Source organism: Flaviaestuariibacter amylovorans (assembly GCF_039541815.1).
Classification (GTDB): domain Bacteria; phylum Bacteroidota; class Bacteroidia; order Chitinophagales; family Chitinophagaceae; genus Flavisolibacter; species Flavisolibacter amylovorans.
This window is the reverse complement of record NZ_BAABGY010000001.1, coordinates 30,237-56,973: the sequence shown is the minus strand read 5'-3', so window position 1 is coordinate 56,973 and position 26,737 is coordinate 30,237. Positions and strand designations below refer to the sequence as shown.

Below are 26,737 nucleotides of genomic sequence, written 5' to 3'. Positions count from 1 at the left end.
TTAAGCCGCAAATATCCGGCATTGCGGCGGGCGGGCGGCAAACAGTTTCGGGTAAATGGAGCAGTACAGCACCGCGGGTTTACCACATCAGCACGCGCTCCCCTTCCGGCCGCCACATAGCATCGCCCGGCTTGATGCCGAAGGCTGCATAGAAAGCGGGAAAGTTCGACAGGGGGCCATTGGCGCGGAATTTTCCGGGTGCGTGCGGGTCGGTAAGCACCTGGGTTCGGAGGCTCTCGGGCCGCTGGTGGCGACGAAACTTGGCCGCGCTTGCCAGGAAGAACCGCTGATCGGGGGTGAGCCCGTCGATCTTCTTGTTGCTCCTGCCCTGCGGTGTCTTCCTGAATGCCTCGTAGGCCACAATGAGCCCGCAGAGGTCGCTGATGTTCTCGGTCAGGGTCAGCTTGCCGTTCACGCGGAGGCTGTCGATCACCACGTAGCGGTCGTACTGCGCGGCCAGGGCAGCGCCCTTTGCCTCGAACTGCTCACGGTCGGCCTGGCTCCACCAGTTGCGGTACCGGCCCTTCTCGTCGTATTGGCTGCCGCGCAGGTCGAAGCCATGGCTGATCTCGTGGCCGATGATGGTGGCGATGGCGCCGTAGTTCACTGCATCGTCGGCTTCCGCATCAAAGAAGGGCGGCAGCAGCAGGCCCGCGCCGAATACGATCTCGTTGTTGAAGGCATTGTAATACGCGTTCTGGCGGGTGGGCGTCATCACCCACATGTCGCGGTTCACCGGCTTCCCCGTAAGGTCCGCGTTAAAGCGAAAATCGAAAAGCGTGGCAGCCCTTACGTTTTCGAAGAAGCTGGTGCCGAAGCGGAGCCCGCGGTAGTCGCGCCAGTGGTCGGGGTGGGCGATCTTCCGCTTCAGGGTCGAAAGCTTGAGGAGGGCGTTCTTCTTCGTTTCCTCCGTGAGCCAGGTATTGCCGGCGATGCGCTCGCCGAAGGTGGTCACGATATTGGCCACGAGGTCGTCGATCCGCCGCTTGGCGCCGGCCGGGAAGTAGCGTTGCATATAGGCCTCGGCGAGCAGCTCGCCCGTAAGGTCCTCCACGATGTTGACCACTTCTTCCTGGCGGCTCCGCATCGTGGCCTGCCCGGTAAGCGCGGTCTTGTAGAAATCGAAATAAGCGTTGGCGAAGGGGCTACTCAGGTAGGGCGCCGCGTTACTCAGCAGGCGCACCCGCAGGTAGGCCTTCCATACGGGCACCGGCGTAGCCGACAGCTCCCTGTTGAGTGTATCGAAGAATTCGGGTTGGTATACAAAGAGGCGCGCGCCATAGAGTCCCAATGCTTTTGCCATGCGGCCCCAGCCCAGTTGCGGGTACCGCTGGTCTACCTGCTCCGTGGAAAAGACGTTGAGCAGCTTCGGGCGGTCGCGGTTCTGCGTGGCCGTGCGGGCGCCGGCGGCAAGGCGGGTTTCCAGTGCCAGCACGGCGTCGGCGGAGGCAGCGGCTTCGGCCGCGGGCAGCCCGGAGCGCTCCAGCAGGGTCTGCACGTAGCCGCGGTACCGGTTGCGGATGCCGGTGGCTTTCGGGCTCGTATCGAAATAGTACGACTTCTCGGGCATGCCCATACCGCCTTGCTGCAGGGTCACGAGCTCCAGCTCGTTGGTGAGCTGGTCGGGGAAATTGGAGATGACGAACAGCGGCGGCACGGGCGTGATGGAATTCCTGAAGGGCGAGGGTATTCCTACGAGGCCGGTCGTGTACTGGCGGATCACCGCGTCGACCAGGTCGGTGCCGGTGCGGATGGCTTCGATGCCGGCGAGGTCGGACGCGACCGGGGCCATTCCCGCCCGCTCGATGGCAACGGTATCGAGTCCGCTGCTGTAAAAGACGGCCAGCTTGTGGGCATTACTGCCGGCAGCTTGTTTTTCGGCGGCAAGGGAGGTCAACACGGCTTCGAGGCGCTGCTTTACCTGCCTGCCGGCGATCGTGGCGGCGCCCCAGGCGGTTTCGGTGGGCGGGATCTCGTTGCGCTTCAGCCATCCGCCGTTGGCGAAGGCGTAAAAATCGTCGCCGGGAGCAACCGACCGGTCAAATGCCGCGGTATCGAGGAAGGTGCGCTGCGCAGCGGCGGCGTGGCCGATGCAGGCGGCCAGGAGGAGCAGGATTGGTTTCATGAGGCAGTTCGTGTTCTTGAAAGGTACGCAATCGCACCCGGCGGTGATACTCCGCAACCAAACTCGAAAGTCAAAAGTCAAAAACCCAGAAGGCGCAGGACCTTCTCCGCGGCTCCCCCTTTTGACTTTTGACTTTTGACTTTTGACTTCAGCCCCGCTCCAGGTAGCCCCGCAGGTGGGTGTGGATGATCTCCGTCCAGCCCTGGCGGAAGTTGGCGATGGCGAGGTCGGGGTTGGATTCGGGAAACGTGCCGATGCCTGCGTGCGTCAGGCGCAGCCTTGTTCCGGCGCCGTCGGGGGCCAGCTCCCAGCGCACGGTGGAGGAGCCGCTATACCCTTGATAGTCCCAGGTGTGTGCCAGCACGCGCTCCGGCACGGCTTCCGTAACCACGCAGCGGTGAATGTATTGAATGCCGTCGGGCGGACCGCCCACGAAGGAGAACGCGAAGCCTGGCACAGGCTGGAAATCTTCCAGGCTGAAATACCAGTTGCGCATTTCTTCGGTATCGGTCAGGGCTTTCCATACCTGCGCAGGGGGCGCGTCGAAGCGGCGCTCGAAAACGAGGGTTTCTTCCATGGCGGAAAGGTAGTCGAGAACGAACACGGATGATACAGATGGCACGGATAAGTACAGATCCGTAAAGATCCGTAGCATCCGTACTATCGGTGTTCCTGCTCTAATGCTCCTCGCTCCTGCCCAGGATGGCACCGTTGCGCCAGCCTTCGTGCAGGCGCTTCAGCTCGGCTTCCTCCTCCGGCGTCGGCGGCTTTTTCACCAGCGCCTTCAGGTCGGGCTGGCCTGCATCTACCCAGGCCGTGTACCAGAACGACGCTACCGCGTAGATGGCGGCGCGCATCCGCCGCTCCACCATCCCCTTCATGGAGCGGTCGTAGGCACGGACGAAGCCTTCGGCATACTGCCGCGTCAGCTTCCCGTTGCGCTCCTCGTAGGCCACCTTTTGCTGCGCCGGGTAGCGGAGCGAGAGTTCTCGCTCGAGTCGAAGCACCGTATCGGCTGCTGCCGCACTTTCCAGCACCCGGTCCCAGATATAGGCCGACGGGTTTTCGATATAGCCCGCATGCCCGATCACGAAGCTCCATTGCTCCCTCGCCAGCAGCTCCGGTACGCGGCTCTCCCAGAGCCCGTGGATGCCGTGCTGCCCCGTCTTCTGCCCGTTGTGATTGGAGGAGGCGTGCAGGGGCACGTGCGCGTCACCGATATAGTGGCCGAGCTCGGCCGATAGCTTCAGGATGCGCGCGGCATCGCCTTCTTTGAACGCCTGCGTGAGGCGCGCCTGCATCGCCGGGACCCACCAGGGCACGGTACCATGCGCCTCGAGGGTGTCCTTACCGTAGCGGGCCACGGCACTGTCCCAGCGGCGCGGGAGGTCCGGGTAGGGATAGCTGCCATAGCGGTCGATGTCGATATAGTGCCTTGGCCCCTCCGCGGGCACCAGGTAGCGCCGCATGTCGGGGTCAACGGCATGCTCGGAGAGATAGGTGATGTGCGGCTTGTAAAAGGCGATGAGCTCCGGCGGCAGCAGGAACACCGCGTAGTAGTTGATCTGGCGGTGCCCCCAGAAGCCCCAGCAGGCGGCCGGCAGCGAAAGGCAAAGGCTAGCGCCCAGCAGCAGCAGTCGTTTCAGCTTGCTCATCGTGCTTGTGTTTATCGTCGTCGACCTGCGTGACGCCGCCGCTCAGCACAAACTTCATGGCGTCGCCCGCGGCGATGTTGGAGATGGGCCGCACCCGCGCCAGCGGCAGCAGGTACACGTTGCCGGCGATGGAGTACGACATCGGGATGTACACCGCCACGTAGTCGTCCTCGAAGCCGAAGTCGCGCGCATGGTCCTGCGTGATGAAGCCGACGCGCCACACGTCGGTATCGTCGATATTGGCGAGCACCGGGCGGCTGAACTTCTTCTTGTCGCCGCCGAGCGCCTCGGTAAAGTCCTTCACCGTGGAATAGATGAAGCGGATGCCCGGCGTCTTGCTCAGGAGCATATCGAACAGCGAGAAGAGGCGGTTGCGGATGAAGAAGGTGGACACGTAGCCGATGACGCAGATGCCCACCAGGATGATCAGGAAACCGAGACCGTAGTTGCGGATCACCACCTTGCCCTCGGCGTTCCGCTCCACGAAGATGGGGAGCAGGTCGTCGATGCCCGTTACGATCCAATACACGGCATAGGCCGTCACCGCAATGGGCGCCAGCACCAGCAGCCCCTGCAGGAAATACTGGAACAGGTTCTTGAAGCGGAAGCGGTCGGGATTGGCGGCGTTGGGTCGGTCCATGACGCAAAGGTAACGGCGCGGCTCATCCGCGGAAATGGGCATTTCATCAAAAAATAATGGTGGAAACTTTGGTTACGGAAAAAGTTTCCATAGTTTTGCGGCCGATTATGGAACCCAAAGAACGCATACTCGTCAAAGCGCACGAGCTGTTTAACCGCTACGGGATCCGCTCCGTATCCATGGACGACATCGCCACCCAGACGGGCATGTCGAAGAAGACCCTCTATCAGTACTACGCCGACAAGGAAGAACTCGTGAACGCCGTGTTCAGCGGGGTGATGGAAGACAACAAGCACAACTGCGGCCGCTCGCTCGAGCATTCCGACAACGCCATCCACGAGGTGTTCCTCGCCTTCGACGGGGTGCAGGAAATGTTCGAGAACATGAACCCGTCAGTGCTCTTCGACATGGAGAAGTACCACGCGCCTACCTACAGCAAGTTCAAGGCCTACCAGAACGACTTCCTCGCCGGCACGCTGCGCGCCAACATCGAGCGCGGCATCCGGGAGGAGCTGTACCGGGATGATTTCGATATCGACATCATGGTTCGGTACCGGCTCTTCAGCATGATGCAGGCCTTCAACCTCGACGTGTTCCCGGCAAGCCGCAACAACCTGGTACACGTGCAGCGCGAGCTGCTGGAGGTCTTCCTCTACGGCATCGCCACGGCCAAGGGCGTCAAGCTCGTACAGCGCTACAAGAAACAACGAAGCACCATAAAATCAGACCGATGAACCTCAAAACCACCACCTGGCTCCTGCTCGTCGCCCTCGGTGCCGCCACCGGCGCCGACGCCCAGCAGCGGCACGCCTTCTCCGCGAAGCAGGCCGCCGACTATGCCGGCAAGAACAACGTGCAGGTCAAGAACGCGCTGATCGACATCAGCATCCAGGAGCAGACGAACCGCGAGGTGACGGCTGCCGCCTACCCTCAGATCAACGCCAATGCGGGCATCACCTACAACCCGCTCGTGCTCGCGCAGCGCTTCCCCAACTTCATCGCCCTCGGGACCTACGGGGTGCTGGCCCAGGAAGGCGTCAAGAACGGCTCGGGGCAGTCGATCCAGATGCCGGCCGACGTGGGCTTTATCGAGGCCGCCTTCGGCACCAAGTGGACCAACAACGCCGGCGTGTCGCTGCAGCAGCTGCTCTTCGAAGGACAGGTGTTCGTGGGCCTGCAGGCCCGCCGCGCCACCATGGAGTTTGCCCGCAAAGGCGCCGAGGTAACGGAGGAAGGCATCCGCGCCAACGTGTACAAGATCTATTACCAGCTGGCCGCCGCCAAGTACCAGATCGGGATCCTCGATGCCAACCTCGTGCGCCTCGACAAGCTCGCCGCCGACACGCGCAAGCTGTACGAAGCCGGCTTTGCCGAGAAGCTCGACATCGACAAGGTGACCGTGCAGCGCAACAACCTCGCTACCGAGAAACTCAAGGTGCTCAACCAGGTCGACAATGGCTACCTCGGGCTCAAGCTGCTCCTGGGCATGCCTACGACCGACTCGCTGGTGCTGACCGACACGGTGAGCTATGAGCAGGTGCGCAGCGGGGTGCTCGACGCCACGCAATACACCTATGCCGACCGCAAGGAGTTCCAGTATGCCGAGAAAGGCATCGAGCTCGGCAAGTACAACATCAAGCGCTACAAGCTCACCCGGCTGCCCACCGTGGCGCTCAGCTCGGGCTATAACGTGCTGCGGCAGTCCGACAAGTTCGGCTTCGGCGGTCCCTGGAGCAAGGGCGCCTCGATCGGGCTCAACGTATCGGTGCCGGTGTTCGACGGCTTCGCCCGGGCGGCGCGCATCCAGCGCTCGCAGCTCCAGCTGCAGCAATCGCAGAACCAGCTCGAGGGGCTCAAGCTCGTAATCGACCGCGACGTGCAGCAGGCGCGCAACAACTACACCAATGCGCTCGCCACGCTCGAAAACCAGAAGCGCAACCTGGAGCTCGCCGAAAAGGTGTACAACCAGACGAAGAAGAAATACGAGATCGGCTCCGGCTCGCAGACCGAGATCACCAATGCCGACGCCGACCTGCGCGTGTCGCAATCCAACTACATCAACGCCCTCTACGACGCCCTCGTGGCGAAGGTGGACTTCCTGAAGGCCACGGGCAAACTGCAATAAACCATCACCACCCCTCAAAAGCTACGATATGAATTTCCGGATCATCTACAGCGTTGCCCTGGCCCTCTTCCTGAGCGCCTGCGGCAGCAGCAAGAAGGACGGCAACGCCGCCCTCAACGATAAAAAAGCGGAGCTGCAGAAGCTGCGCGGCGAGCAAAAAGAACTGAGCGACAAGATCGTGAAGCTCGAAGGCGAGATCGCCGCCCTCGACCCCTCCGTCGCGGCCGCCACGGCCAAGCTGGTAACGGTAATGCCCCTCGGCACCGACAACTTCACGCACTACATCGAGCTGCAGGGCAAGGTGGAGAGCAACAACATCTCCTACGCGGCGCCCCGCAACGGCGGCGGCCTCGTGAAGGCCGTATATGTGACGCAGGGCCAGCCGGTGCGCAAGGGCCAGCTGCTGCTGAAGCTCGACGACGCCATCGCCCGCACCCAGATCGCGCAGATCGAGTCGCAACTCGTCACTGCCCGCGACCTCTATAACCGCCAGCAGAAGCTGTGGAAGGAAGACATCGGCACCGAGGTGCAGCTGATCCAGGCCCGCAGCCAGGTGACTGCCCTCGAGAAGCAACTCGCCACCGCCCGCGAATCGGCCAACATGAGCAACGTGTATGCGGAAACGAGCGGCATCGCCGACGAAGTAACGGTGCACGCCGGCGAGATGTTCGCCGCCAACCCGATGGGCCCGCGCATCCGCATCGTCAACAACTCCTCGCTGAAGGTGACGGCCAACATCCCCGAGACCTACCTCGCCCGCGTGAAGAAGGGCACCCCGGTGCAGCTTGAGCTCCCCGACCTGAACCGCACGCTCACGAGCAGCATTTCGGTCATCAGCCAGTCGATCAACGCCGACACCCGCGGCTTCGTGGTAGAAGCCCGCATCCCGGCCGACGCCGCCATCAAGCCGAACCAGGTAGTGAAAGTCAAGATCCAGGACTACAACAACCCCAACGTCGTGACGGTGCCGCTCAACGTGGTGCAGAGCGACGAGAAGGGTAAGTATGTATATGTGCTCGCGAAAGAAGGCGCCAAGACCGTGGCCCGCAAGCGCAGCGTGCAGGTGGGCGAATCTTACGGCGAAACCATCGAGGTGAAGAGCGGCCTCTCCAGCGGCGACCAGCTCATCACCGAGGGCTACCAGGAGCTGTACGAAGGACAGCTGATCGCAGTTGCAAAATAGGTGAATGGTGAATGGTGAATGGTCAATGCGCCGTCACCCGATTCACCATTGACCATTGACCATTGACCAAAATACCGTCATGAAAAAACTCATCGAAGGCGTCGGTAAGAAGTTCAAGCAGTTCCCGGTCACGAGCTGGGCTGTGGACAACCGCACCGTCGTCTATATACTGGCCATCCTTATCTCCGCGTATGGCCTCGTCAAATTCAATACGCTGCCGAAAGAGCAGTTCCCCGACATCGTGGTGCCTACGGTATCGATCATCACCGTGCACGTGGGCAACTCGCCCTCCGACATCGAGAACCTCGTGACCCGCCCCATCGAAAAGCAGATCAAGTCGATCTCGGGCGCCAAGGTCAATAAGGTGAACTCGATCTCGCAGCAGGACTACTCCCTCATCACCGTGGAGTTCGACACCGACGTCAAGACCGATATCGCGAAGCAGAAGGTGAAGGATGCCGTGGACAAAGCGCGCGGCGACCTGCCCAACGACCTCACGCAGGAGCCCGACGTACAGGAGTTCTCCTTCTCGGAGTTCCCCATCATGTACCTCAACATCTCCGGCAACTACGACGCGGTGAAGCTCAAGAAATTCGCCGACGACATTCAGGACCGCGTGGAGGAGCTCAAGGAGATCACCCGCGCCGACATCGTGGGTGCGCCCGAGCGCGAGATCCAGGTAAACGTGGACCCCTACAAGATGCAGGCCGCGCGCATCACGTTCAACGATATCGACAACGCCATCAAGTACGAGAACAACGATATCTCCGGCGGACAGATCGAAGTCGGCAACATGCGCCGCACCCTCCGCGTGAAGGGCCAGTTCGACGCTGCGCTCGACCTGCGCAACGTGGTGGTCAAGAATACCGCCGGCGCCCCCATCTACCTGCGCGACATCGCCGAGATCCGCGATACGGTGAAAGAAAAGGAATCCTATGCCCGCCTCGACGGAAAGCCGGTGATCACGATCAACATCGTGAAGCGCTCGGGCGAGAACCTGATCGACTGTGCCGATAAAGTGAAAGCCACGATCGCCACAATGCAGAAGACCGGCGAGCTGCCGCCCGACCTGCGCGCCGTGTTCACCGGCGATATGTCGAAGCAGACGAAGACCTCCTTCAACGAGCTCGTGAACACCATCATCATCGGCTTCATCCTCGTGCTCGTGGTGCTGATGTTCTTCATGGGCGTCACCAACGCCTTCTTCGTGGCGCTTTCGGTACCGCTCTCGGTGTTCGTGGCCTTCCTCTTCCTGCCCGTGGCCGACTGGATCGTGGGCACCGACGTCACGCTCAACTTCATCGTGCTCTTCGCCCTGCTCTTCGGCCTCGGCATCATCGTGGACGACGCCATCGTGGTGATCGAAAACACGCACCGTATTTATGCGAACGGCAAGGTCCCGATCGTGCGCTCGGCCAAGGAAGCTGCGGGCGAGGTGTGGATCCCGGTGCTTGCGGGTACGCTCACGACGCTGGCCCCGTTCTTCCCGCTCCTGTTCTGGAAAGGACTGATCGGCAAGTTCATGATCTACCTCCCAACGATGCTGATCCTCACGCTTGCCGCCTCGCTCATCGTGGCCTTCGTGTTCAACCCGGTGTTCGCCGTGTCGTTCATGCACCCGGAGGGCAAGGAGCACGAGTCGCCGAAGAAGGCCCTCTTCCGCCGCCCGATCTTCTGGGTCGCCATTGGTTTCGGCCTGCTGTTCCACCTCGCGGGCTGGCCCGGCGTCGGCAACTTCCTGCTGTTTATGGCGGTGCTCTCGATCTTCAACGTGTTCGTGCTGCGCGACGTCATCCACTACTTCCAGAACAAGGCTTTGCCTTCCATGATGAACCGCTACGAAAAGCTGCTGCGCTGGGTACTGCACGGGCGCCGGCCGGTGTGGCTGCTGGTGGCCATGTTCCTGCTGTTCCCGATCTCGCTGGGCGTACTGGTGGCCACGAAGCCGGGCTCCACCTTCTTCCCGAGCGGCGACCCCAACTTCATTTATACCTACCTCAAGCTGCCCGTGGGCACCGACGTCAAATACACCGACTCGGTGACGCAGGTACTGGAGCGCCGCATCTACAAGGTGCTCGAAGCCGAGAAGCCGGGTACGGAAGGCTCCATGGTGGAGAGCATCATCTCCAACGTAGCCGTGAGCGCTACCCCGCCCGAAGACATCAATCGCTCCATACAGTCGAACCTAGGCCGCGTGCAGGTGTCGTTTGTGGAATTCGACAAGCGCGGCGGCAAGGCAACGCTGCCTTACATCGACAAGATCCGCAAGGCGGTGCAGGGCATTCCGGGCGCGGAAGTGACCGTAGCTTCCGAGGCCGGCGGCCCGCAAACCGACCCGCCGGTGAACGTGGAAGTGATCGGCGACAACTTCAGCGAGATCGCCCGTGTAGCCACCGACATCAAGAACTACATCGACACAAACCGCATCGAAGGCATCGAGCGCCTGCGCACCGACGTGGACCTGTCGAATCCCGAGATCTCCATTACTATCGACCGCGAGCGCGCTATGGCTGAAGGCATCAGCACCGCGCAGATCGGCATGGAGCTGCGTACGGCCGTATTCGGCCGCGAAGTGAGCAAGCTCAAGGAAGGCGAAGAAGAGTACAAGATCCAGCTCCGCTCCTCCGACCTCGTGCGCAACAACATCACCGACCTCATGAACATGCGCCTCACCTTCCGCGACTTCACCACCGGCGCCATCAAGCAGATTCCGCTGAGCGCCGTGGCCCGGCGCGACAACACCACCACCTCCGGCGGTATCCGGCGCAAGAACCTGAAGCGGACGATCCAATTGCAGTCGAACGTGCTGGTGGAAAGCGAGACCCAGCGGATCAACGATGACCTCGCGCTCAAGCTCGACGAGTTCAAGCGAAAGTACAAGGTACCGTCCACCGTTACGATCCGCCAGAGCGGTGTGAGCGAGCAGCAGGCAGAGACCATGAGCTTCCTCGTTTGGGCGCTCGTGACGGCGCTCCTGCTGATCTTCCTGATCCTCGTGATGCAGTTCAACTCGATGGCCAAGTCGTTCATCGTACTTACCGAGATCTTCTTCTCCATCATCGGCGTGCTCATCGGCTATGCGCTCACGGGCATGACGATCGCGATGATCATGTTCGGCGTGGGCATCGTAGGCCTTGCGGGCATCGTGGTGAAGAACGGCATCCTGCTCATCGAGTTCACCGACGAGCTCCGGGGCCGCGGCATGCGCACCCGCGAGGCCGCCGTGCAGGCGGGCAAGATCCGCATCATCCCCGTACTGCTGACGGCGCTGGCCACGATGCTGGGCCTGCTGCCGCTGGCCGTGGGCTTCAACATCGATTTCGCACGGATGTTCTCCGAGCTCAACCCGCACATCTTCTTCGGCGGCGACTCCGTAGTGTTCTGGGGCCCGCTTTCCTGGACGATCATCTTCGGCCTTATCTTCGCGTTCTTCATGACGCTGGTGATGGTGCCGAGCATGTACCTGATGGCTGAGCGCCTGCGCCGCCCGATGGAGCGCTTCTACGGCACCAAGTTCGTGGCCCTGCTGGGCTTCCTGGGTCCGCTGTTCTTCCTCACGGTCGGCATCATGTACGGTGTGCGCCGGATCCAGGGTAAGCGCGTGTGGATGGGCCAGCAGCGCCCGCGCCCGATGCGTCAACCGCTTTTGACGAGCAAAGTATAAGTTAGGATTCTCCCTGTAGCATGGCAGCGGCCCCGGCATTCATTGCCGGGGCCGCTTTTTTGTGCACGCCTGCACCCCTCCAGAATACACCGCCAAAACAGGACAACGTTCCGCACCGCCGACGATCCGGGGACAGGCGCTGTTACCAGATCAGCGCGCCCGGTGAAAATTGGAGGTCTGTAAAGTAGGGTACGCTGATCCGGCAGCGCAAGTCGATTCCCCCACCAAAGGACCCGACGTCATCTGAACACCAACCCGGCGGTATAGGTGGTACGGCCTTCGCCAACCTTCTTGGTTGCAAAGCCGACCCCAACCTTTCCGAACAGGAGATCCACTCCATAACCCCAGGTATATACATAGTCCCGGAACGTAGTGGTAGTAACCCCGAACCGGGAAGTGATGAACAAGCCCTTATCCTGGTTTTCGTAGGCGCCGAAAAAGCGGTTAACCGGGATATAAGGCGCAAGCGAAAGTGTCAGTTGGTCAAACGTTGGAGACGAGCTCCCTTTGGGCAGGAAAAAGATCTGGTAGTCTGCGTTGATGTTCATCGTATTCCGGATCAACCTGCCCTCCGCCTGTAGACTTAGATTGAAGAGCGGGTACCGCAAATCATACATCAACCTGGTGGGGGTGTACTTCACTTTCTCATTCTTGTAGTCGACAACCGTATCTGCCGCCAAAGCACCCGGCTTCGGAAGATAATGCCTTACTACAGGAATCTTTGGTACCGGCGCGCCGCCCCTGTTGTACTGAGTCATGGAGGTACGATCTTGCGCGTCAGCCCGGGAGCCGGCACAGAGCAGCAAAACGGCAGCGAGCTGCCTTATTACAACATTCATAGTAATAGCAGGAATAAACTAGAGCGCCGGAGCCAGCCGCTGAATCGGCAATGATGAAGCACATTGCGTCAAAGGCCGGAGCCGGCGCTCGCATGATGAAATGGTGGAAGCGTGCATTCGGAAGGGAATGGGTGCTTGCGACAGCCACCCGTTTGCGTTCCCAGCGAAAACGATCAATGTTCCGCCTGCCTATTGATCAACGTCTTCTGAATTAAGAACCGCACTCATACCGGTTCCCGTGGCAATAAAGCCCAGTGTGTAATTTCTCCGCTTGCCATCTGCCGGCTTAGAAAGCGTGTAGGTTCTGTTTGTCCAGGTGTAGCCATTCACCTCCGCCGAATAGCTGTAGCTGCCGGATTCGCAGGGGCCGTAGTACCGGCTCTCGGTGAACCCATGCGGAATGGTCGGATTGTCATCGTTATAGTGATCGAATCCGCCATCGCTCTGGATACGCAGGTAGATCACACCAGGCGCCGCATCGTCGACGTCCTCTTTGTCTTTTTCGCACGACACGATGGTGATCAGGGAGAGAAGGGAAAGGAGCAGGACCAGGGGCCCGCGGAAAATTTTTCTCATATGATTTAGTTTATAAAGACAAAGCTAGACGAGCCGGATACCGAAGTCAATACCTATGTTCCGGTAATTTTCATGTACCGTATTAATACGGATGTTGATCCAACCCGGAAACGATAAACGATTCTTGTGCAGACCCGCTTTCTGACACCGGTGTGGAGCAAAAAGACAACCGTTCCGGAGTACCTGACAGGCCATGTATCCGCGAGCCGGATTCTTGCGACGACATACACCTGGCACCTGCGCGCGCATGTCCGCAGCCGTGGTAGCCAGGACCAGAAGGCAATGAACGAGGAATGCAGCAGCGGCTGGCGGGAAGGAACATCGAGACACCTTCAGCAACCGGCAGGCAATGGGAAGCACGACGTGCCATTTAGCGGCTGCCCTCTCGATGGAGGCTTCGGAACCATTGAAGGAGCCGTACGCTATGCCACAACGGCGCGACGAAAGAAGACATATCGAGCCCGGGATTCCGGTGTACTGTCGCGTCCATCGCCATCACGGGCCACAGCCCGCCTGCCGTGCTTACCGGCCACATTGACGTATCCTGACACCAGGACAACAGCGCTCAGGAATTGCCGCGCACAGCGCTCCTGCGTTTGCATCCGGGTACTCTTGCCATCTCACAAGGGATCATGCCCTTCATACAGCAGACCTTTGGATACAACCTGACTTATCAGCCGAGCTTGCCGCATATCCTCCGTGCTGTTTGCCGGGTAGCAGCTGCAGAAGCAATGGAAGACCGCGCATCGATGCTCTTTCCCTCATAAAGGCAGCAAAGCCTGTATTGCTTGTGAAGCCGGTGCCTGCTCTTATGTAAGCCGCGTGTGGTACAGGTTCGAAGAGGGCCCGGTGCGCAGGAAGCAAGGAGCACGCAATCAAACCGGTCAGGTGATGCATCGAGGCAAACGCTTCGATAAACCGGGCAGTGGCCGGCGATCAGGAGGGAATCTCTTTTTGCGGTGATCCGACCTCACACCTGCCTGCATGAGCTCCGCTTCGTGTAACCTTGCCGGTTAGGGTGATTTGATTGTCTTCAACAACTGGGTACGGATTGGGTGCGCATGACAATTGCTGCAAAAAAGATAAAATTTTCCAATCTAGATGTGAGCGCTGCTCGTAATTGTGAAGGAGAATCATTTTATCAACCCCTAAAACCATAAATGTCTATGGATCCCCAATCTGCCGCAAAGACCGGCCAGGCCTCGTCGTCCCCATTGGAATCGATGATGCACCGCCGCAAGTTCCTGCTCTTTACCGGTACGGCCGCGGCCACGGCTGCCCTGATCGGCGTATCGTGCAAGAAAGACGATGACGACAACAACAACACGACCCCGGCCGTCAACCTCGGCACGGGCGACGTAGGCATCCTGAACTATGCCTACGCGCTGGAGCAGCTCGAGGCCGCGTTCTATATTAAGGTGATGCAGGCGCCCTATGGTGGTATTACTGCAGCCGAATCGGAGTACCTCGCCGACATCCGCGACCACGAGATTGCGCACCGCGATTTCTTCAAGGCTGCGCTTGGCTCCAATGCCATCCAGAACCTGGAAGTGAACTTCGACAGCATCGACTTCACGAGCCGCGCCTCCGTGCTGGGAACGGCCAAGGCGTTTGAAGACCTTGGCGTGTCTGCCTACAACGGTGCCGGACGCCTGCTGCAAAGCTCCGACTTCCTCACGCTGGCCGGCAAGATCGTATCCGTAGAAGCACGGCACGCCGCGCTCATCCGCGACCTGCTCCAGAACGGCTCCTTCGCCGACCTGCCCTCCCTGCAGCCGCTCGGTGCCGTTCCTGCCAACGGGCTCGACGCCGCCCGCACCCCGACACAAGTGCTGGAGATCGCCAAAAACTACCTCCGCACCCCGCTGAACGCGAGCAACCTTCCCTCCTGATCTTAAACCCTGAACACATGAACCTGCAAAATATCTTCAACGACATCGAGAACGTGGATCCCGAGGTGTATGACCGCCTCGACTCGCGCCGCAACGCCATGAAGCGGTTCTCCTTCATCGGTAAGACGCTCGCCCTCGCCGCCATTCCCTCCGCGCTCGGCAGCATGCTTAAAAAGGCCTATGGCCAGTCTACCGGCAACATCCTCGACGTGCTCAACTTCGCCCTGAAGCTCGAGTACCTGGAAGCCGAGTTCTACACCCGTGGTGTGGCCGCTTCGGGCCTCATCCCCGCCGGCACCCCGGCCGTAGGCGCGCTCACCACGATCCGCGATCATGAGAACGCCCACGTCAACTTCCTGCGCACGGCCATTACGGCGGCAGGCGGCATGCCCATCGCCCGGCCCAACTTCGACTTCACGGCAGGCGGCGGCAGCCAGAACGGCCCGCTCGGCAACCTCACCTTCACGAACTATGGCGTGTTCCTCGCCGTGGCCCAGGCTTTCGAGGACACCGGTGTGCGTGCCTATAAAGGACAGGCCGGCAACCTGATGAGCAACGACGACGTGCTTACAGCCGCCCTGCAGATCCACTCGGTGGAGGCCCGTCACGCCGCCCACATCCGCTACATGCGCCGCGCGCACATGTCGGTAGGTGCCGGCCAGGTGAAGCCCTGGATCACCCGCAACGTGTCGCACGTCACTTCCGGTGTCGCTGCGGTCGACAACCTCGTTCAAATGGTGTACAATGGGGAGGAAGTGACTACCCAGGCGACCGTGAACATCGCAAGCAACTCCAACCTCAACGCCGACCGTGCCTCCGAGGCCTTCGACGAGCCGCTGACGTTGCAGCAGGTAACCGCGATCGTAACGCCGTTCTTTGCCCCTTGATTCCGTTCCCGCACAGGAAACGAAGAAACGGCCCCGGCGATAATGCCTGGGCCGTTTTCTTTATGTACTAATTAGTTAATGTGCTGATGTGCTAACGGTAAGCTGCGCCTTGACATGCACTTTCTCTCCCTAACGCGTATGTCCCTCGCGGCAGTCGCCGGTTTGCTTGCTCTTGTTGAGCAGGAAAAAGATCACGACGGCGAGGATGACGATAAAGCCTATGAAAAGCGGTATCGTGTTTAGTGTTTATCGAAAAAATCACACAGGTGGTGATTGTGCTGATGAGTTAATGTGCTGATTGGCTCCTCCGTATGCCACAGCTTCATCGGAGTTGCAACGTTCCGTATTTCTACGATCAGTTCATTAGTGATCAACTCTTCAATGACCCACCAGGTCCAAAAATCTTTCCAGCTGATCCCGGGCGCCATTGCAGATGTAACCTCATCTTCCTGACTCATTGGAAGTCGTTCCTAGATCGAAAGCTCCGCGCATTGTCGTGAGGCGTGAATCCTGCCGTGACGTGCCCGGCAGGAGTGGCTTCCTGCTCATGCCTGACGCTTCACGAATTTTTGGGGGCTCCTGTTTTAGAGACAGCTTCTAGCACATTACCCCATCAGCACATTAGCACATTACCCCATTAACACACTAACTCGCTTTCCCCTTCCGTTCCCAGTGGTCTTTGATGCGGGTGCCTGCTCGGTCGTACTTGAGGGTGCGGGCAAAGCGGTCGCCGCGGATGGCGCCGTGCGCGTCGGCCTTGCCCACAAAGGCCTGTACGGCATCGCCGTTGTCGTCGGTGCGCACTACGATGTCGTAGCCGGCCACTTTCAGCTGCAGCATCGAGGTCGGCGCGAACTTCTTGTTGAGCTCCTTGAGGAGCCGCTCTCCCAGTTTAAATGGCTTCATCGCTAAAGAAGCTACCAAGGGAGTGCCAGTTACGAATGTGCTAATGGGGTAATGGGATAATGGGATGATATGGTGCCGTCAAAATAGAAGACCCGGTTGCTACGCAACCGGGTCTTCTTTATCAGCACATTACCCCATTATCCCATTAGCACATTCCTGCTTTAGGAAGGACGCCTACAGGAGGGAATGGCCAGCTTTAGAACTCCTTCTTCTCTCCTACTTTCTTGCCGTCGGCGTCGAGCTCCACGACTTCGTAGCCGAGCTTCTTCACCTTGTCGATCATGTTGGCCTTGTCGCCAACGAGCAGGATATTGAGCTTCTGCGGCTGGATGTACTTGCGGGTAACGCTGGCGAGCTCACCCTTGGTAATGGCCTTCAGGATCTTGTTCTGCTGCTCGGTGTAGTTGGCGGGCAGGTTGTACTCGAGCACGCGGCTGATGAACTGGGCCTTCTGTGCAGGCGTCTCATAGCGCAGGGCGTCGAACTGGCCGATGGCGCTCTTCATGAAGGAGAGCTCCTCGTCGGTGGGGCCGTTGGCTACGTAGTTGTTGATGTCCTTCATCACCTCCACGAGCGCGGAATCGGTAGCATCGGCACGGATGCCGGAGCCGAAGCGGAACTCACCACTGAGCTGGTTGCCCTGGAAGGAAGAGGAGGCGCCATAGGTCCAGCCCTTGTCTTCGCGGAGGTTCAGGTTGAGGCGGCTGTTGAAGTTGCCGCCCAGCGAGTAGTTAGCCAGCACGGAGCGGTAGTAGTCGCCGGCGGCATCCCACTTGAGGCCGGTAGCATAACCTACGCGGAACTCGGTCTGGGCGCCCTTCGGCACGTCTACGAGGTACACCTTGGTCTTATCCACGGCCGGGGCGGGGTTCACCTTCGGCAGGTCGACCTTTTTGTTGGGGAGCTTGCTGAGGAAGGAGAGCTTGGCAAGCGCTTCTTCCTGCTTCATGTCACCCACTACTACCAGGCGCGCGCCCTGCGAAGTGATGAAGTTGTTGTAGTACGCTTCCACGTCCTTCAGCTCGATGTTCTTCACGGTCTCTTCCGTGCCCCCCTGCGGCAGGCCGAGGATGTGGTTGGGACCGTAGTTCACCTTGGCGAACACGTTCTCGGCGATGGCCGTCGGCTGCGACTTCTGCAGGCTGAACGACTGGAGGCGGGCCTTCTTGATGCGGTTGAATGCCTGCTCCGTGAACTTCGGGTTGTAGAGACGCTCCTGCATGAGGGCGAGTACGGGGTCGATGTTCTTCTTGAGCGACTGCACGGTGATGGTGACGCCGTTGACGCCGCTGCTCACACCGATGGTAGCACCGAGGCGGGCAAGCTCCTGGCTGATCTGCTCGGCCGTGTAGTTCTTGGTGTCCTCGTTCATCATGGCTGCGAACATGCTGGCCAGGCCTACCTTAGAGAGGTCGTTGGCCTGCAGCAGGTGACCGCCGGGGATGAAGAGGGAGACCACTACCGTGGGCGTTTCGTTGTTCTCGGTACCGATGGCGCGGAGGCCGCCGGCGAGGTCCTTCTTCCAGAAGGAGGGCACCTTCACCACGGGGTTGGGGCCGCTTCCGGGGATCTTGGCGCGGTTGAAGTTGTCCTTCGCCTTGTTATACTTGAGACCGGCATAACCGTAGTCGGGGGCCTTGTAGTTGCTGGAGTCGATCTTGTAGTTGGGCTCCGCCACCACGAGCTGCTCCTGGCCTTTCGGTACGAGGCTCAGGATCACGGCGCCTTTGCCTTTGATGTACTGGCGGTACACGCGCAGCACGTCTTCCTTGGTTACGGCATTGAGGGCAGCGATCTCCTCACCGATCTTGTTGGGGTTGCCGGTGAAGGTCTGGTAGGCGGCCAGCAGGCTCACCTTACCGCTCACGCTCTGCATGCCGTTGATCATGCGCGCTTCGGTAGCACCTTTGTATTTGGCTACGTCCTCGTCGGTGACGCCACGGGCCTCGAAGGAATCGAGGGCGGCGCGGAACAGCTTCTCCATCTCGGCGAGCGACTTGCCCTGCATGGGCACGAGGTCGAACTCGAACTCACCGGCGAGCTCGGAGTTGCTGTGGAAGGCAGCGGCCTGGAGACCAAGCTGCTTCTTCACGATGGTCTGGTAGAGCACCGAGTTCTTGCCCTGGCCGAGGATCTCGGCGAGGCAGTCGAGGGCTTCCATGTCCTTATGGTAGTTGGGAACCGTCGGGAAGGTCACGTAGAGGCGGGGCAGGCGGGCGTAGTTGTCGATCTGCGTTACATGGCGGTCGCTGGTGAGCGTCACGGCAGGGAACGACGCGGGCTTCACCTCGGGGCCGCGGGGGATGGAGCCGAAGTATTTCTCGACGAGCTTCAACACCTCGGCCGGCTTCACGTCGCCGCCAACGGAAATAGTCGCGTTGTTGGGGCCGTACCAGCGGAGGAAGAAGTTCTTGAGGTCGTTGACGTCGGAGCGGTTCAGGTCCTCGAGGTAGCCGATGGTCATCCAGGAGTAGGGGTGGCCATAGGGATAGAGGTTACGCGCGATCGTCTCGTTGGCGAGGCCGTAGGGACGGTTGTCGTAGCTCTGTCCGCGCTCGTTCTTCACGGTGGAGCGCTGGATCTCGAATTTTTTCTGCGTTACGGCATCGAGCAGGAAGCCCATGCGGTCGGCCTCGAGCCACAGCATCTTCTCAAGCTGGTTCGACGGAACGGTCTCGAAATAGTTGGTGCGGTCCTGGTTGGTGGTGCCGTTGAGGGTACCGCCGGAGCCGGACACGAGCTTGAAGTGCTGCTCGTCGGCCACGTGGTCGGAGCCCTGGAACATCATGTGCTCGAAGAAGTGGGCGAAGCCGGATTTGCCGATCTCTTCACGGGCGGAGCCCACGTGGTAGGTGACGTCGACGTGCACTACAGGGTCGGAGTGATCTTCATGCACCAGCACGGTGAGGCCGTTGGGCAGTACATACTTCTCATAAGGGATCACGAGCTCGGTGCCCTTGCGGGTGACCTTCTCCACGAGCTTCGCCTGGCTGAAGGCGGCGTTGGCGAAGAACAGCGAGCTGGCAAGCACCAGTACGTTGCGTTTCATCATTATCAAGGAAATTTTCGTTTTGATATAAGGGCTCCAAATTAAGCGTTTCTGCCGGGCTTCGGCTACCACTTATCAAAAAAAATCGGCATCTGTTGGAGGAAACCCTGCTAAAAGAGGGGATGGTTCGCCGGGAGGCGCGTTTTTTAACGCTAAGGCGCTAAGGAACACGTTTGGAGTCGTTTACAGTGGTGTGCCTCCGAACAACGGTAGCCTGGACTCCGGCAGTCACTTGCCTTTTTTCAAGAGCGCCAAGGACGGCCGCAGGGGCCGTTAGCGAGGTTTCCCTGACCTGTTCTTCGCGGAACGCAGCTTTCATTGCCAAGAGTTCGCAGATCGTCGTCTGCAGGTCTCAGGAACAAGGATGGGCGCAGTTTGCCGGGAGCCGCCGCTTTAACGCAAAGGCGCGAAGGAATACGTTTGGAGTCGCTTGTAGTAGTACGCCTCCGAATAACGGCAGCGAAGACTCCGGCAGTTAGTTACCTTTTTCAAGAGCGCCAAGGGACGGCCGCGGGCGGCCGTTAGCGGGGTTTCCCTGACCTACGCTTAGCGATCGCCGCTCTCCGTGTTTGGATTTAGTAAAGTGCCCTCCGCTATTAAACAAAAAGCCTCCGACATTTCTGTCGGAGGCTTCTGGGTGATATTGCTTTCAGAAAAGGTCCAAGTAGAAAAAGAATGATCCGCCTAAGTGCCCCCTTCGGGGGACAGGGGGCCGGAGGCCGGGGCCTAGAATTCCTTCTTCTCTCCTACTTTCTTACCGTCGGCATCGAGCTCCACTACTTCGTAGCCGAGCTTTTTCACTTTGTCGATCATGCCGGCCTTGTCGCCTACGAGCAGGATGTTCAGCTTCTGCGGCTGGATGCGCTGCTTCGTTACGCGCGCGAGCTCGTCCTTTTTGATCGTTTTCAGGATCTTGTTCTGCTGCACCGTGTAATCGGCGGGCAGGTTGTACTCGAGGATGCGGCTGATGAACTGGGCTTTCTGGGCGGGCGTCTCGTACCGGAGCGCCTCCACCTGGCCCATGGCGCTTTGCATGAACGACAGCTCCTCGTCCGAAGGGCCGTTGGCCACGTACTCGTTGATGTCCTTCATCACCTCCACGAGGGCCGAGTCGGTAGCATCGGCACGAATACCCGAGGAAAAGCGGAACTCGCCCGACACCGGGTTGGCATTGAAGGTGGAGCGGGCGCCGTAGGTCCAGCCCTTGTCTTCGCGGAGGTTCAGGTTGACGCGGCTGTTGAAGTTGCCGCCGAGGGCGTAGTTGGCGAGGCTCGCGCGGTAGTAGTCGCCGGTGGCGTCCCACTTGATTCCGGTGGCGTAGCCAACGCGGAACTCGGTCTGCGCACCTTTGGGCACGTCTACGAGGTACACCTTGGTTTTATCCACGGCCGGCGCCGGGTCTACCTTCGGCAGGTCGATCTTCTTGTTGGGCAGCTTGTTCAGGAAGGCAAACTTCTGAAGCGCCTCCTCCTGCCGGATATCACCCACCACCACGAGGCGCGCGCCCTGCGACGAGATAAAGTTGTTGTAATAGGCTTCCACGTCGGCGAGCGAGATGTTGTTGATCGTTTCCTCGGTACCGCTCTCGCTCACGCCGAGGATGTGGTTGGGGCCGTAGTTGACCTTGGCGAACACGGCGTCGGCCACCATCGCGGGCTGCGACTTCATCTGCTTGAAGCCCTGGATCCGTTGGTTCTTGATGCGGCTGAACGCGGTCTCGGTGAACTTCGGGCTGAAGAGGCGCTCCTGCAGGAGGGTGAGCACCGGGTCGATATTCTGCTTCAGCGTCTGCACGTTGATGGTGATGCCGTTGAGGCCGCTGCTCACGTTGATGGAGGCGCCCAGCTTCTGCAGCTCCATGCTCATCTGCTCGGCCGTGTAGTTCTTCGTGTCCTCATTCATCATCGAGGCTACCATGCTGGCCAAGCCGGCCTTGGAGAGGTCCTTTGCCTGCAGCAGGTGTCCGCCGGGCAGGAAGAGCGAGATCGCCACGGTGGGCGCCTCGTCGTTGAAGGTGCCGATGGCGCGGAGGCCGCCGGCGAGGTCCTTCTTCCAGAAGGCCGGGGCTTTCACTACCGGCGCGGGGCCGGCGGCGGGCATTTTGGCGCGGTCGAAGTTGTCTTTCGCCTTCACGTACTTCAGGCCGGCATAACCGTAGTCGGGCACCGTATAATTACTGGAGTCGATCTTATAGTTGGGGGCGGCGGCCACAAGCTGCTCGCCGTTCTTCGGCACCACGCTCAGCACCACGGCGCCTTTGCCCTTGATGTACTGGTTGTATACCCGGAGCACATCGTCCTTCGTCACCTTGCGGACGTCGGCGAGCTCGTCGGCGATCTTGTTGGGGTTGCCGGTGAAGGTCTGGTAGGCCGCCAGCAGGCTCACGCGGCCGCTTACGCTCTGGAGGGCGTTGATCGTCTGTGCTTCCTGCGTGCCCTTGAAGCGGGCAATGTCCTCATCGGTAACGCCGCGCTTCTCGAACTCAGCGAGGGCGTCGCGTACGAGTTTCTCCATTTCGGCGAGCGACTTACCCGGGGTGGGCACGATCTCGAGGCGGAATTCACCGGCGAGCTCGGAGTTGAACTGGCCCGCGCTGGCCTGGAGGGCCAGCTGCTTCTTGACGATGGTCTGGTAGAATACGGAGTTCTTGCCCTGGCCGATGATCTCGGCGAGGCAGTCGAGCGCAGCGGCGTCGGGGTGGTAGTTGCGCACCGTCGGCAGCGTCATGTAAAGGCGCGGAACGCGGGCGTAGTTGTCGACGTGCGTTACGTAGCGGTCCTTGGCAATGTTGACGGCCGGTACTTCTACGGGCTTCACCTCGGGGCCGCGCGGGATCGACCCGAAATACTTCTCGACCATCTTCAGCACCTCGGCGGGCTTCACGTCGCCGCCGATCGACACGGTGGCGTTGTTGGGACCGTACCAGCGGAGGAAGAAGTTCTTGAGGTCGTTGACGTCGGAGCGGTTCAGATCCTCAAGGTAGCCGATCGTCATCCAGCTGTATGGGTGCCCGTAGGGATACAGGTTCTTGGAGATCGTTTCGTTGGCGAGGCCGTAAGGACGGTTGTCGTAGTTCTGGCCGCGCTCGTTCTTGACGGTGGAGCGTTGCACTTCGAACTTCTTCTGCGTAACGGCGTCGAGCAGGAAGCCCATGCGGTCGGCCTCGAGCCACAGCATCTTTTCCACCTGGTTGGAAGGCACGGTCTGGTAGTAATTGGTGCGGTCGCGGTTGGTGCTGCCATTGAGCGTGCCGCCGGCGCCCTGCACCGTCTTGAAGTGCTGCTCGTCGCCAACGTGGTCGGAGCCCTGGAACATCATGTGCTCGAAGAAGTGGGCGAAGCCGGATTTGCCGATCTCCTCGCGGGCGGAGCCCACGTGGTACGTCACGTCTACGTGCACCACGGGGTCGGAGTGGTCTTCGTGCACCACCACGGTAAGGCCGTTGGGGAGCACATACTTTTCGTAAGGGATCACGATCTCGGTGCCTTTGCGGGTCACCTTTTCGACAAGTTTTGCCTGGCCGCGCGCGGCTCCTGCAAAGAGCAGCATCGAGCCGGCGAGCACAAGTGCGTTGCGTTTCATCATGTGGGGTAGAATTAGGTTGTTAGAGGAGGCCGGGGCACTCCCGGGGGCATTAAATTTAGTTAAAACACGCCGCAGGCCGGTACCGTTCATCCGGAAAAGCCGAAAATTGGCAAAAGATCCGAGATGGTTTCCGACCGTTCGCCGATGAAGCGCGCGCTCCTGCTCCCGTTTTTGCTCATAGCCGCGGCCCTGGCAGGCCACGCGCAGCCCGGCACGGCCACCCTGAAGCGACAGCTCCAGGCGCGGCTCGCCTTCCTCGACACCTTCAGCTTCTACGAGGACCGCGATGTGGATGTAGACGCGTATTCGGTAAAGACGATGCGCCTGCTGGTCCGCTACCTGTCGCGGGTGCAGCCTACGGCACGCGAGCTGAAGCAATTCCGCAACTTCGAGCGCTCAGCCAGGTATGACGATTCACTGCAGCTGCGCGCCTATTACTTCGGGTATTCCTCCGGCGGCACCCGTGGACAGTACACACATACAGTGCTCCAATGGCGCAGCCCCGACGGACAGCTCCATGCCCATGATCTTTCCCCGCTGCTGTACTGCGAGTTCCACGCCATCTACCCGCTGCGCTCCGCCACCGGCCGCTACTACCTGCTCCTGGGCAGCGAGTCGGGCAATGCGAGCACGGTGCAGCGCATCGCCCTCGTGGTGCGGATCGACAGCAACAAGCTGGATGCCCGGGTACCGGTCTTTTCCCGCTGGTCCTCGATCAACCTCCCCAATGCAGGCTATACCTATTATCCCCGGAGCGGCGTGCTGCGCTGCGACCTGAGCGACCGCGAAGGCCACGACGTACCGGATCCGCCGGGAATCCTGCGGCGCTCCGACTCGAGCGGCGTCCGGGCCCTCCGCCAGCTCTTTGCGCGGCAGTGGGACGACCCGGTCTGCCTCCGGTTCAACGGGAGCCGCTTCGTGCGCACCCGGTGCCCGAAGGCACCCGCCGGCAGCGGTTTGTAATCCGATTACCGGCATTGGTACGGTGCTTCTCTTTTTTCGTGGAATCGGCTGCGTTCTTTTTCGCAAGGGCGCCTAACTTCATAGGGCGGAGCCCAACCTCCAAAACCTTTAAAACCCTCAAAACCTCTAAAACCTTAGTTATGTCTTATATGAATTCCCACGAGATCGACTACCGCATCCTCGGCGAGGAAATGCAGTGCGTGGAGATCGAGCTCGACCCCAACGAGAGCGCCGTGGCGGAGCCGGGCGCCTTTATGATGATGGACGACGGCATCCAGATGCAGACCATCTTCGGCGACGGCTCGCAGCAACAGACCGGCCTCCTCGGCAAGCTCTTCTCCGCGGGCAAGCGCCTCCTCACCGGCGAGAACCTGTTCATGACCGCATATACCAACGTGGGTCATGGCAAGCGCCGCGTATCGTTCGCCTCTCCCTACCCTGGTAAGATCATCCCGATGGACCTCGCTCGCCTCGGCGGCAAGATGATCTGCCAGAAGGACTCCTTCCTCGCCGCGGCCAAGGGCGTGAGCGTGGGCATCGAGTTCCAGCGCAAGCTGGGCACCGGCCTCTTCGGCGGCGAGGGCTTTATCATGCAAAAGCTCGAGGGCGACGGCCTTGCCTTCGTGCATGCGGGCGGCCACGTGGTGCAGCGCGAGCTGGGGCACGGTGAGCTGCTCAAGATCGACACGGGCTGTATCGTAGCCTTCACGCCCTCCTGCGATTACGACATCCAGTTCGTGGGCGGCGTCAAGAACACCTTCTTCGGCGGCGAGGGCCTCTTCTTCGCCACGCTCCGCGGCCCGGGCACCGTGTGGATCCAGTCGCTGCCCATCGCCCGCCTGGCAAGCCGCGTGCTGCAGTACGGCATCGGCCCCCGCAAGGAAGAAGGCTCCATCCTCGGCGGCCTCGGCAACATGCTCGATGGCGACCGCTGGTAGGATCTGAGATCGCAGATCTCAGATCTGAGATCGAAAAGGGCGCTCCTGACGGGGTGCCTTTTTCTATGCTATGATGCGATGAACTACTGTAATAATACAAGTATGAAACCTGGCTACATGTGGGCTGTGCTCCGGGCGAGGTCGTCGGCAAGTCGCTCGATGTCGGCAAGTCGCTTCAGCTCGGATAACCACGCTTTCGGGATCTGCTCCTGCCCAAAGACCATTCCGGCCGAGCCACCTGTTACCGCACCGGTTGTGTCGGTGTCGGCACCAAGATTCACTGCGTTCAATACCGCCTCCGAATAGGTGGACGCCGTCATCAGGCACCAGATACTGGCCTCCAGGGTGTGGAGCACGTAGCCACTGCTCTGGATCTGCTCCCGCGGCAATGTGGCTATGTCTCCTTCCAGCAACCTGCCGAACAGTACTATTTCGTTAGCGGGAATATCCTGTGCGCGAAGGAACCCGGCGATCGTGTCCTTCAACTCCTGGTACGCTGCTTCCCTGGGCTTCCCTTCGAGGAGAAGACGGGCAAACTCCAGGTAGTAAAAGCAAGCGATCACGGACCGTATATGACGGTGGGTGAGGGAAGACACCTCTCTTGTGCGCGTAAAACGCTGCTCCATCGGCAGGGTTCGTATGAAAAAGACGAGGGGCAGGATCCGCATCAGTGATCCGTTGCCATTATCCGGCTCCTGCGCCCCGCCCGCCCGTGTAGGTTCACAGCCCTGCTTCAGACGATCGATCGCCTGACGGGTGGCGATTCCGACATCGAACACGTCGCCGTTTGCGGTCCAGTGTCCCTGGTAAAGCCATCTGGTGAAAGAGTCCGCCAAGGCTTTCAAATCGTAGCCTCCTACAAGCACTTCGGCCAGGCAAAAAGTGAGCGCGCTGTCATCCGACCAGGTACCGGGCGCTTGCCAGTGCGATCCATAGCCCCGCATGTCAACAACAGGATCGGCGTCCAGCATCGCTCTCGACGTGAACTCCACCGGCACTCCAAGCGCGTCGCCTACCGCAAGGCCAATCAAAGCATCCCGAACCATAAAAATGAGTGTGTGTGTGTGTGTGTTGATAAAATAACTCGTGTACATCAGCGGGCTTGGTAACAGCGAACAGGCGGAAGGCTAACGTTGCCTGAGTTGGGCCGACGCTACCGTGCCCTTTTTCTACCGGTGAGCGGGTCTATTCGAATAGCCGCGCCCACTTTTGCCGAAGCCATTGGTTTACGGCTTCCTGCTTGAACGCGAACCAACGTTCCCGGTAAGCGCCTGCCCTGTTGATCACTTCGTAAAACCGGGCGAACGGCTTCGGTTGCAAAAGCGCAGCTTTAAGTTGCGTGCTGAAGCCAGGATCTGCTACAGTCCCTGCATATGCTTCCATGACGGAAAATGCCTCACTGGAATCCATTGGCTCAAACAGAACGAACGCGCCGGGCACTGCCCCGATCCGGTCCAGGTCCGTTTCCCAGAGTTCCGGATCACCAAGCTCCAGGTCTTCCTCCGTGGGTACCGCGATCACTTCGAAGGTTTCGCGATGGACAAAAACCCGGAGGCCGAGCTCCAGCTCGGATGCGATCTTTTTAAGCAGCTCGTCGGTTACATGCATGGGGGCTATTTCGGACTGATGGCAACAAGCTTGCGCCGGTGCCGGGCGTGAATGTACGGACGATAACGAAAGCCTGACCGCCTGAGCGCTGGCGCTTCTGCC

At 60.1% G+C, this 26,737-nt stretch carries 20 protein-coding genes; 8 read left to right on the top strand and 12 right to left on the bottom strand.

What is annotated here, in order from left to right; all coding sequences use genetic code 11:
* Positions 1-79: 79 nt before the first annotated feature.
* From ABD937_RS00250 to ABD937_RS00235, 4 genes are all read right to left on the bottom strand, one after another.
* Positions 80-2,125, bottom strand: coding sequence for a M13 family metallopeptidase (locus tag ABD937_RS00250; RefSeq protein WP_345252568.1), 2,046 nt, complete (start codon positions 2,123-2,125; stop codon positions 80-82).
* Positions 2,126-2,273: 148 nt separating this feature from the next.
* Entirely contained in the window at positions 2,274-2,702 is a 429-nt protein-coding gene (locus ABD937_RS00245) for an SRPBCC family protein (RefSeq protein ID WP_345252567.1), read from the bottom strand.
* Positions 2,703-2,802: 100 nt separating this feature from the next.
* Complete coding sequence (locus ABD937_RS00240) at positions 2,803-3,780, bottom strand: zinc dependent phospholipase C family protein (RefSeq protein ID WP_345252566.1); 978 nt, start codon at positions 3,778-3,780, stop codon at positions 2,803-2,805.
* Complete coding sequence (locus tag ABD937_RS00235) at positions 3,743-4,420, bottom strand: DUF502 domain-containing protein (protein WP_345252565.1); 678 nt, start codon at positions 4,418-4,420, stop codon at positions 3,743-3,745. Before ABD937_RS00235 ends, ABD937_RS00240 begins: the two co-directional genes overlap by 38 nt.
* 107 nt (positions 4,421-4,527) lie before the next feature.
* On the opposite strand from ABD937_RS00235, the gene ABD937_RS00230 reads away from it, so the two are divergent.
* The 4 genes from ABD937_RS00230 (at position 4,528) to ABD937_RS00215 (ending at position 11,392) form a co-directional block, all read left to right on the top strand.
* Complete coding sequence (locus tag ABD937_RS00230; RefSeq protein ID WP_345252564.1) at positions 4,528-5,154, top strand: TetR/AcrR family transcriptional regulator; 627 nt, start codon at positions 4,528-4,530, stop codon at positions 5,152-5,154.
* Positions 5,151-6,545 (top strand): TolC family protein, encoded by a 1,395-nt coding sequence (locus tag ABD937_RS00225; protein WP_345252563.1) that lies wholly within the window; start codon positions 5,151-5,153, stop codon positions 6,543-6,545. Before ABD937_RS00230 ends, ABD937_RS00225 begins: the two co-directional genes overlap by 4 nt.
* 28 nt (positions 6,546-6,573) lie before the next feature.
* Positions 6,574-7,728 (top strand): efflux RND transporter periplasmic adaptor subunit, encoded by a 1,155-nt coding sequence (locus ABD937_RS00220; protein WP_345252562.1) that lies wholly within the window; start codon positions 6,574-6,576, stop codon positions 7,726-7,728.
* A 79-nt stretch (positions 7,729-7,807) separates the two neighbouring features.
* Positions 7,808-11,392, top strand: a complete 3,585-nt coding sequence (locus ABD937_RS00215; RefSeq protein ID WP_345252561.1) for an efflux RND transporter permease subunit — start codon at positions 7,808-7,810, stop codon at positions 11,390-11,392.
* A gap of 239 nt (positions 11,393-11,631) precedes the next feature.
* Here ABD937_RS00215 and ABD937_RS00210 read toward each other — a convergent pair whose 3' ends face one another.
* Positions 11,632-12,150 (bottom strand): hypothetical protein, encoded by a 519-nt coding sequence (locus tag ABD937_RS00210; RefSeq protein WP_345252560.1) that lies wholly within the window; start codon positions 12,148-12,150, stop codon positions 11,632-11,634.
* Between the two features lie 270 nt (positions 12,151-12,420).
* Positions 12,421-12,807, bottom strand: a complete 387-nt coding sequence (locus tag ABD937_RS00205; protein ID WP_345252559.1) for a hypothetical protein — start codon at positions 12,805-12,807, stop codon at positions 12,421-12,423.
* Positions 12,808-13,973: 1,166 nt separating this feature from the next.
* Here ABD937_RS00205 and ABD937_RS00200 point away from each other — a divergent pair.
* Complete coding sequence (locus tag ABD937_RS00200; protein WP_345252558.1) at positions 13,974-14,699, top strand: ferritin-like domain-containing protein; 726 nt, start codon at positions 13,974-13,976, stop codon at positions 14,697-14,699.
* A gap of 17 nt (positions 14,700-14,716) precedes the next feature.
* Complete coding sequence (locus tag ABD937_RS00195) at positions 14,717-15,586, top strand: ferritin-like domain-containing protein (protein WP_345252557.1); 870 nt, start codon at positions 14,717-14,719, stop codon at positions 15,584-15,586.
* Between the two features lie 239 nt (positions 15,587-15,825).
* On the opposite strand, the gene ABD937_RS00190 is transcribed toward ABD937_RS00195, so the two are convergent.
* The 4 genes from ABD937_RS00190 to ABD937_RS00175 all read right to left on the bottom strand — a co-directional run bounded on the left by ABD937_RS00190 (position 15,826) and on the right by ABD937_RS00175 (position 23,126).
* Positions 15,826-16,044 (bottom strand): hypothetical protein, encoded by a 219-nt coding sequence (locus ABD937_RS00190; protein WP_345252556.1) that lies wholly within the window; start codon positions 16,042-16,044, stop codon positions 15,826-15,828.
* A 187-nt stretch (positions 16,045-16,231) separates the two neighbouring features.
* Positions 16,232-16,492 carry a hypothetical protein gene (locus ABD937_RS00185; RefSeq protein ID WP_345252555.1) on the bottom strand — a complete coding sequence of 87 codons (261 nt, stop codon included), beginning with the start codon at positions 16,490-16,492 and terminating at the stop codon, positions 16,232-16,234.
* Positions 16,493-16,688: 196 nt separating this feature from the next.
* Positions 16,689-19,544, bottom strand: a complete 2,856-nt coding sequence (locus tag ABD937_RS00180; protein WP_345252554.1) for a M16 family metallopeptidase — start codon at positions 19,542-19,544, stop codon at positions 16,689-16,691.
* Between the two features lie 723 nt (positions 19,545-20,267).
* The gene (locus tag ABD937_RS00175) at positions 20,268-23,126 is read right to left on the bottom strand and encodes a M16 family metallopeptidase (RefSeq protein ID WP_345252553.1); all 2,859 of its coding nucleotides are present in this window, start codon (positions 23,124-23,126) and stop codon (positions 20,268-20,270) included.
* A 123-nt stretch (positions 23,127-23,249) separates the two neighbouring features.
* Here ABD937_RS00175 and ABD937_RS00170 point away from each other — a divergent pair, with 123 nt between their 5' ends.
* Positions 23,250-24,089: a hypothetical protein gene (locus ABD937_RS00170; RefSeq protein ID WP_345252552.1), complete on the top strand. Its 840-nt coding sequence runs from the start codon at positions 23,250-23,252 to the stop codon at positions 24,087-24,089.
* 140 nt (positions 24,090-24,229) lie between these two features.
* Positions 24,230-25,027, top strand: a complete 798-nt coding sequence (locus ABD937_RS00165; RefSeq protein ID WP_345252551.1) for a TIGR00266 family protein — start codon at positions 24,230-24,232, stop codon at positions 25,025-25,027.
* A gap of 113 nt (positions 25,028-25,140) precedes the next feature.
* Here the strand turns inward: ABD937_RS00165 and ABD937_RS00160 are convergent, their stop codons facing one another.
* Positions 25,141-26,121, bottom strand: a complete 981-nt coding sequence (locus ABD937_RS00160) for an ADP-ribosylglycohydrolase family protein (protein ID WP_345252550.1) — start codon at positions 26,119-26,121, stop codon at positions 25,141-25,143.
* 91 nt (positions 26,122-26,212) lie between these two features.
* Complete coding sequence (locus ABD937_RS00155) at positions 26,213-26,635, bottom strand: hypothetical protein (RefSeq protein WP_345252549.1); 423 nt, start codon at positions 26,633-26,635, stop codon at positions 26,213-26,215.
* Positions 26,636-26,737 lie beyond the last annotated feature (102 nt).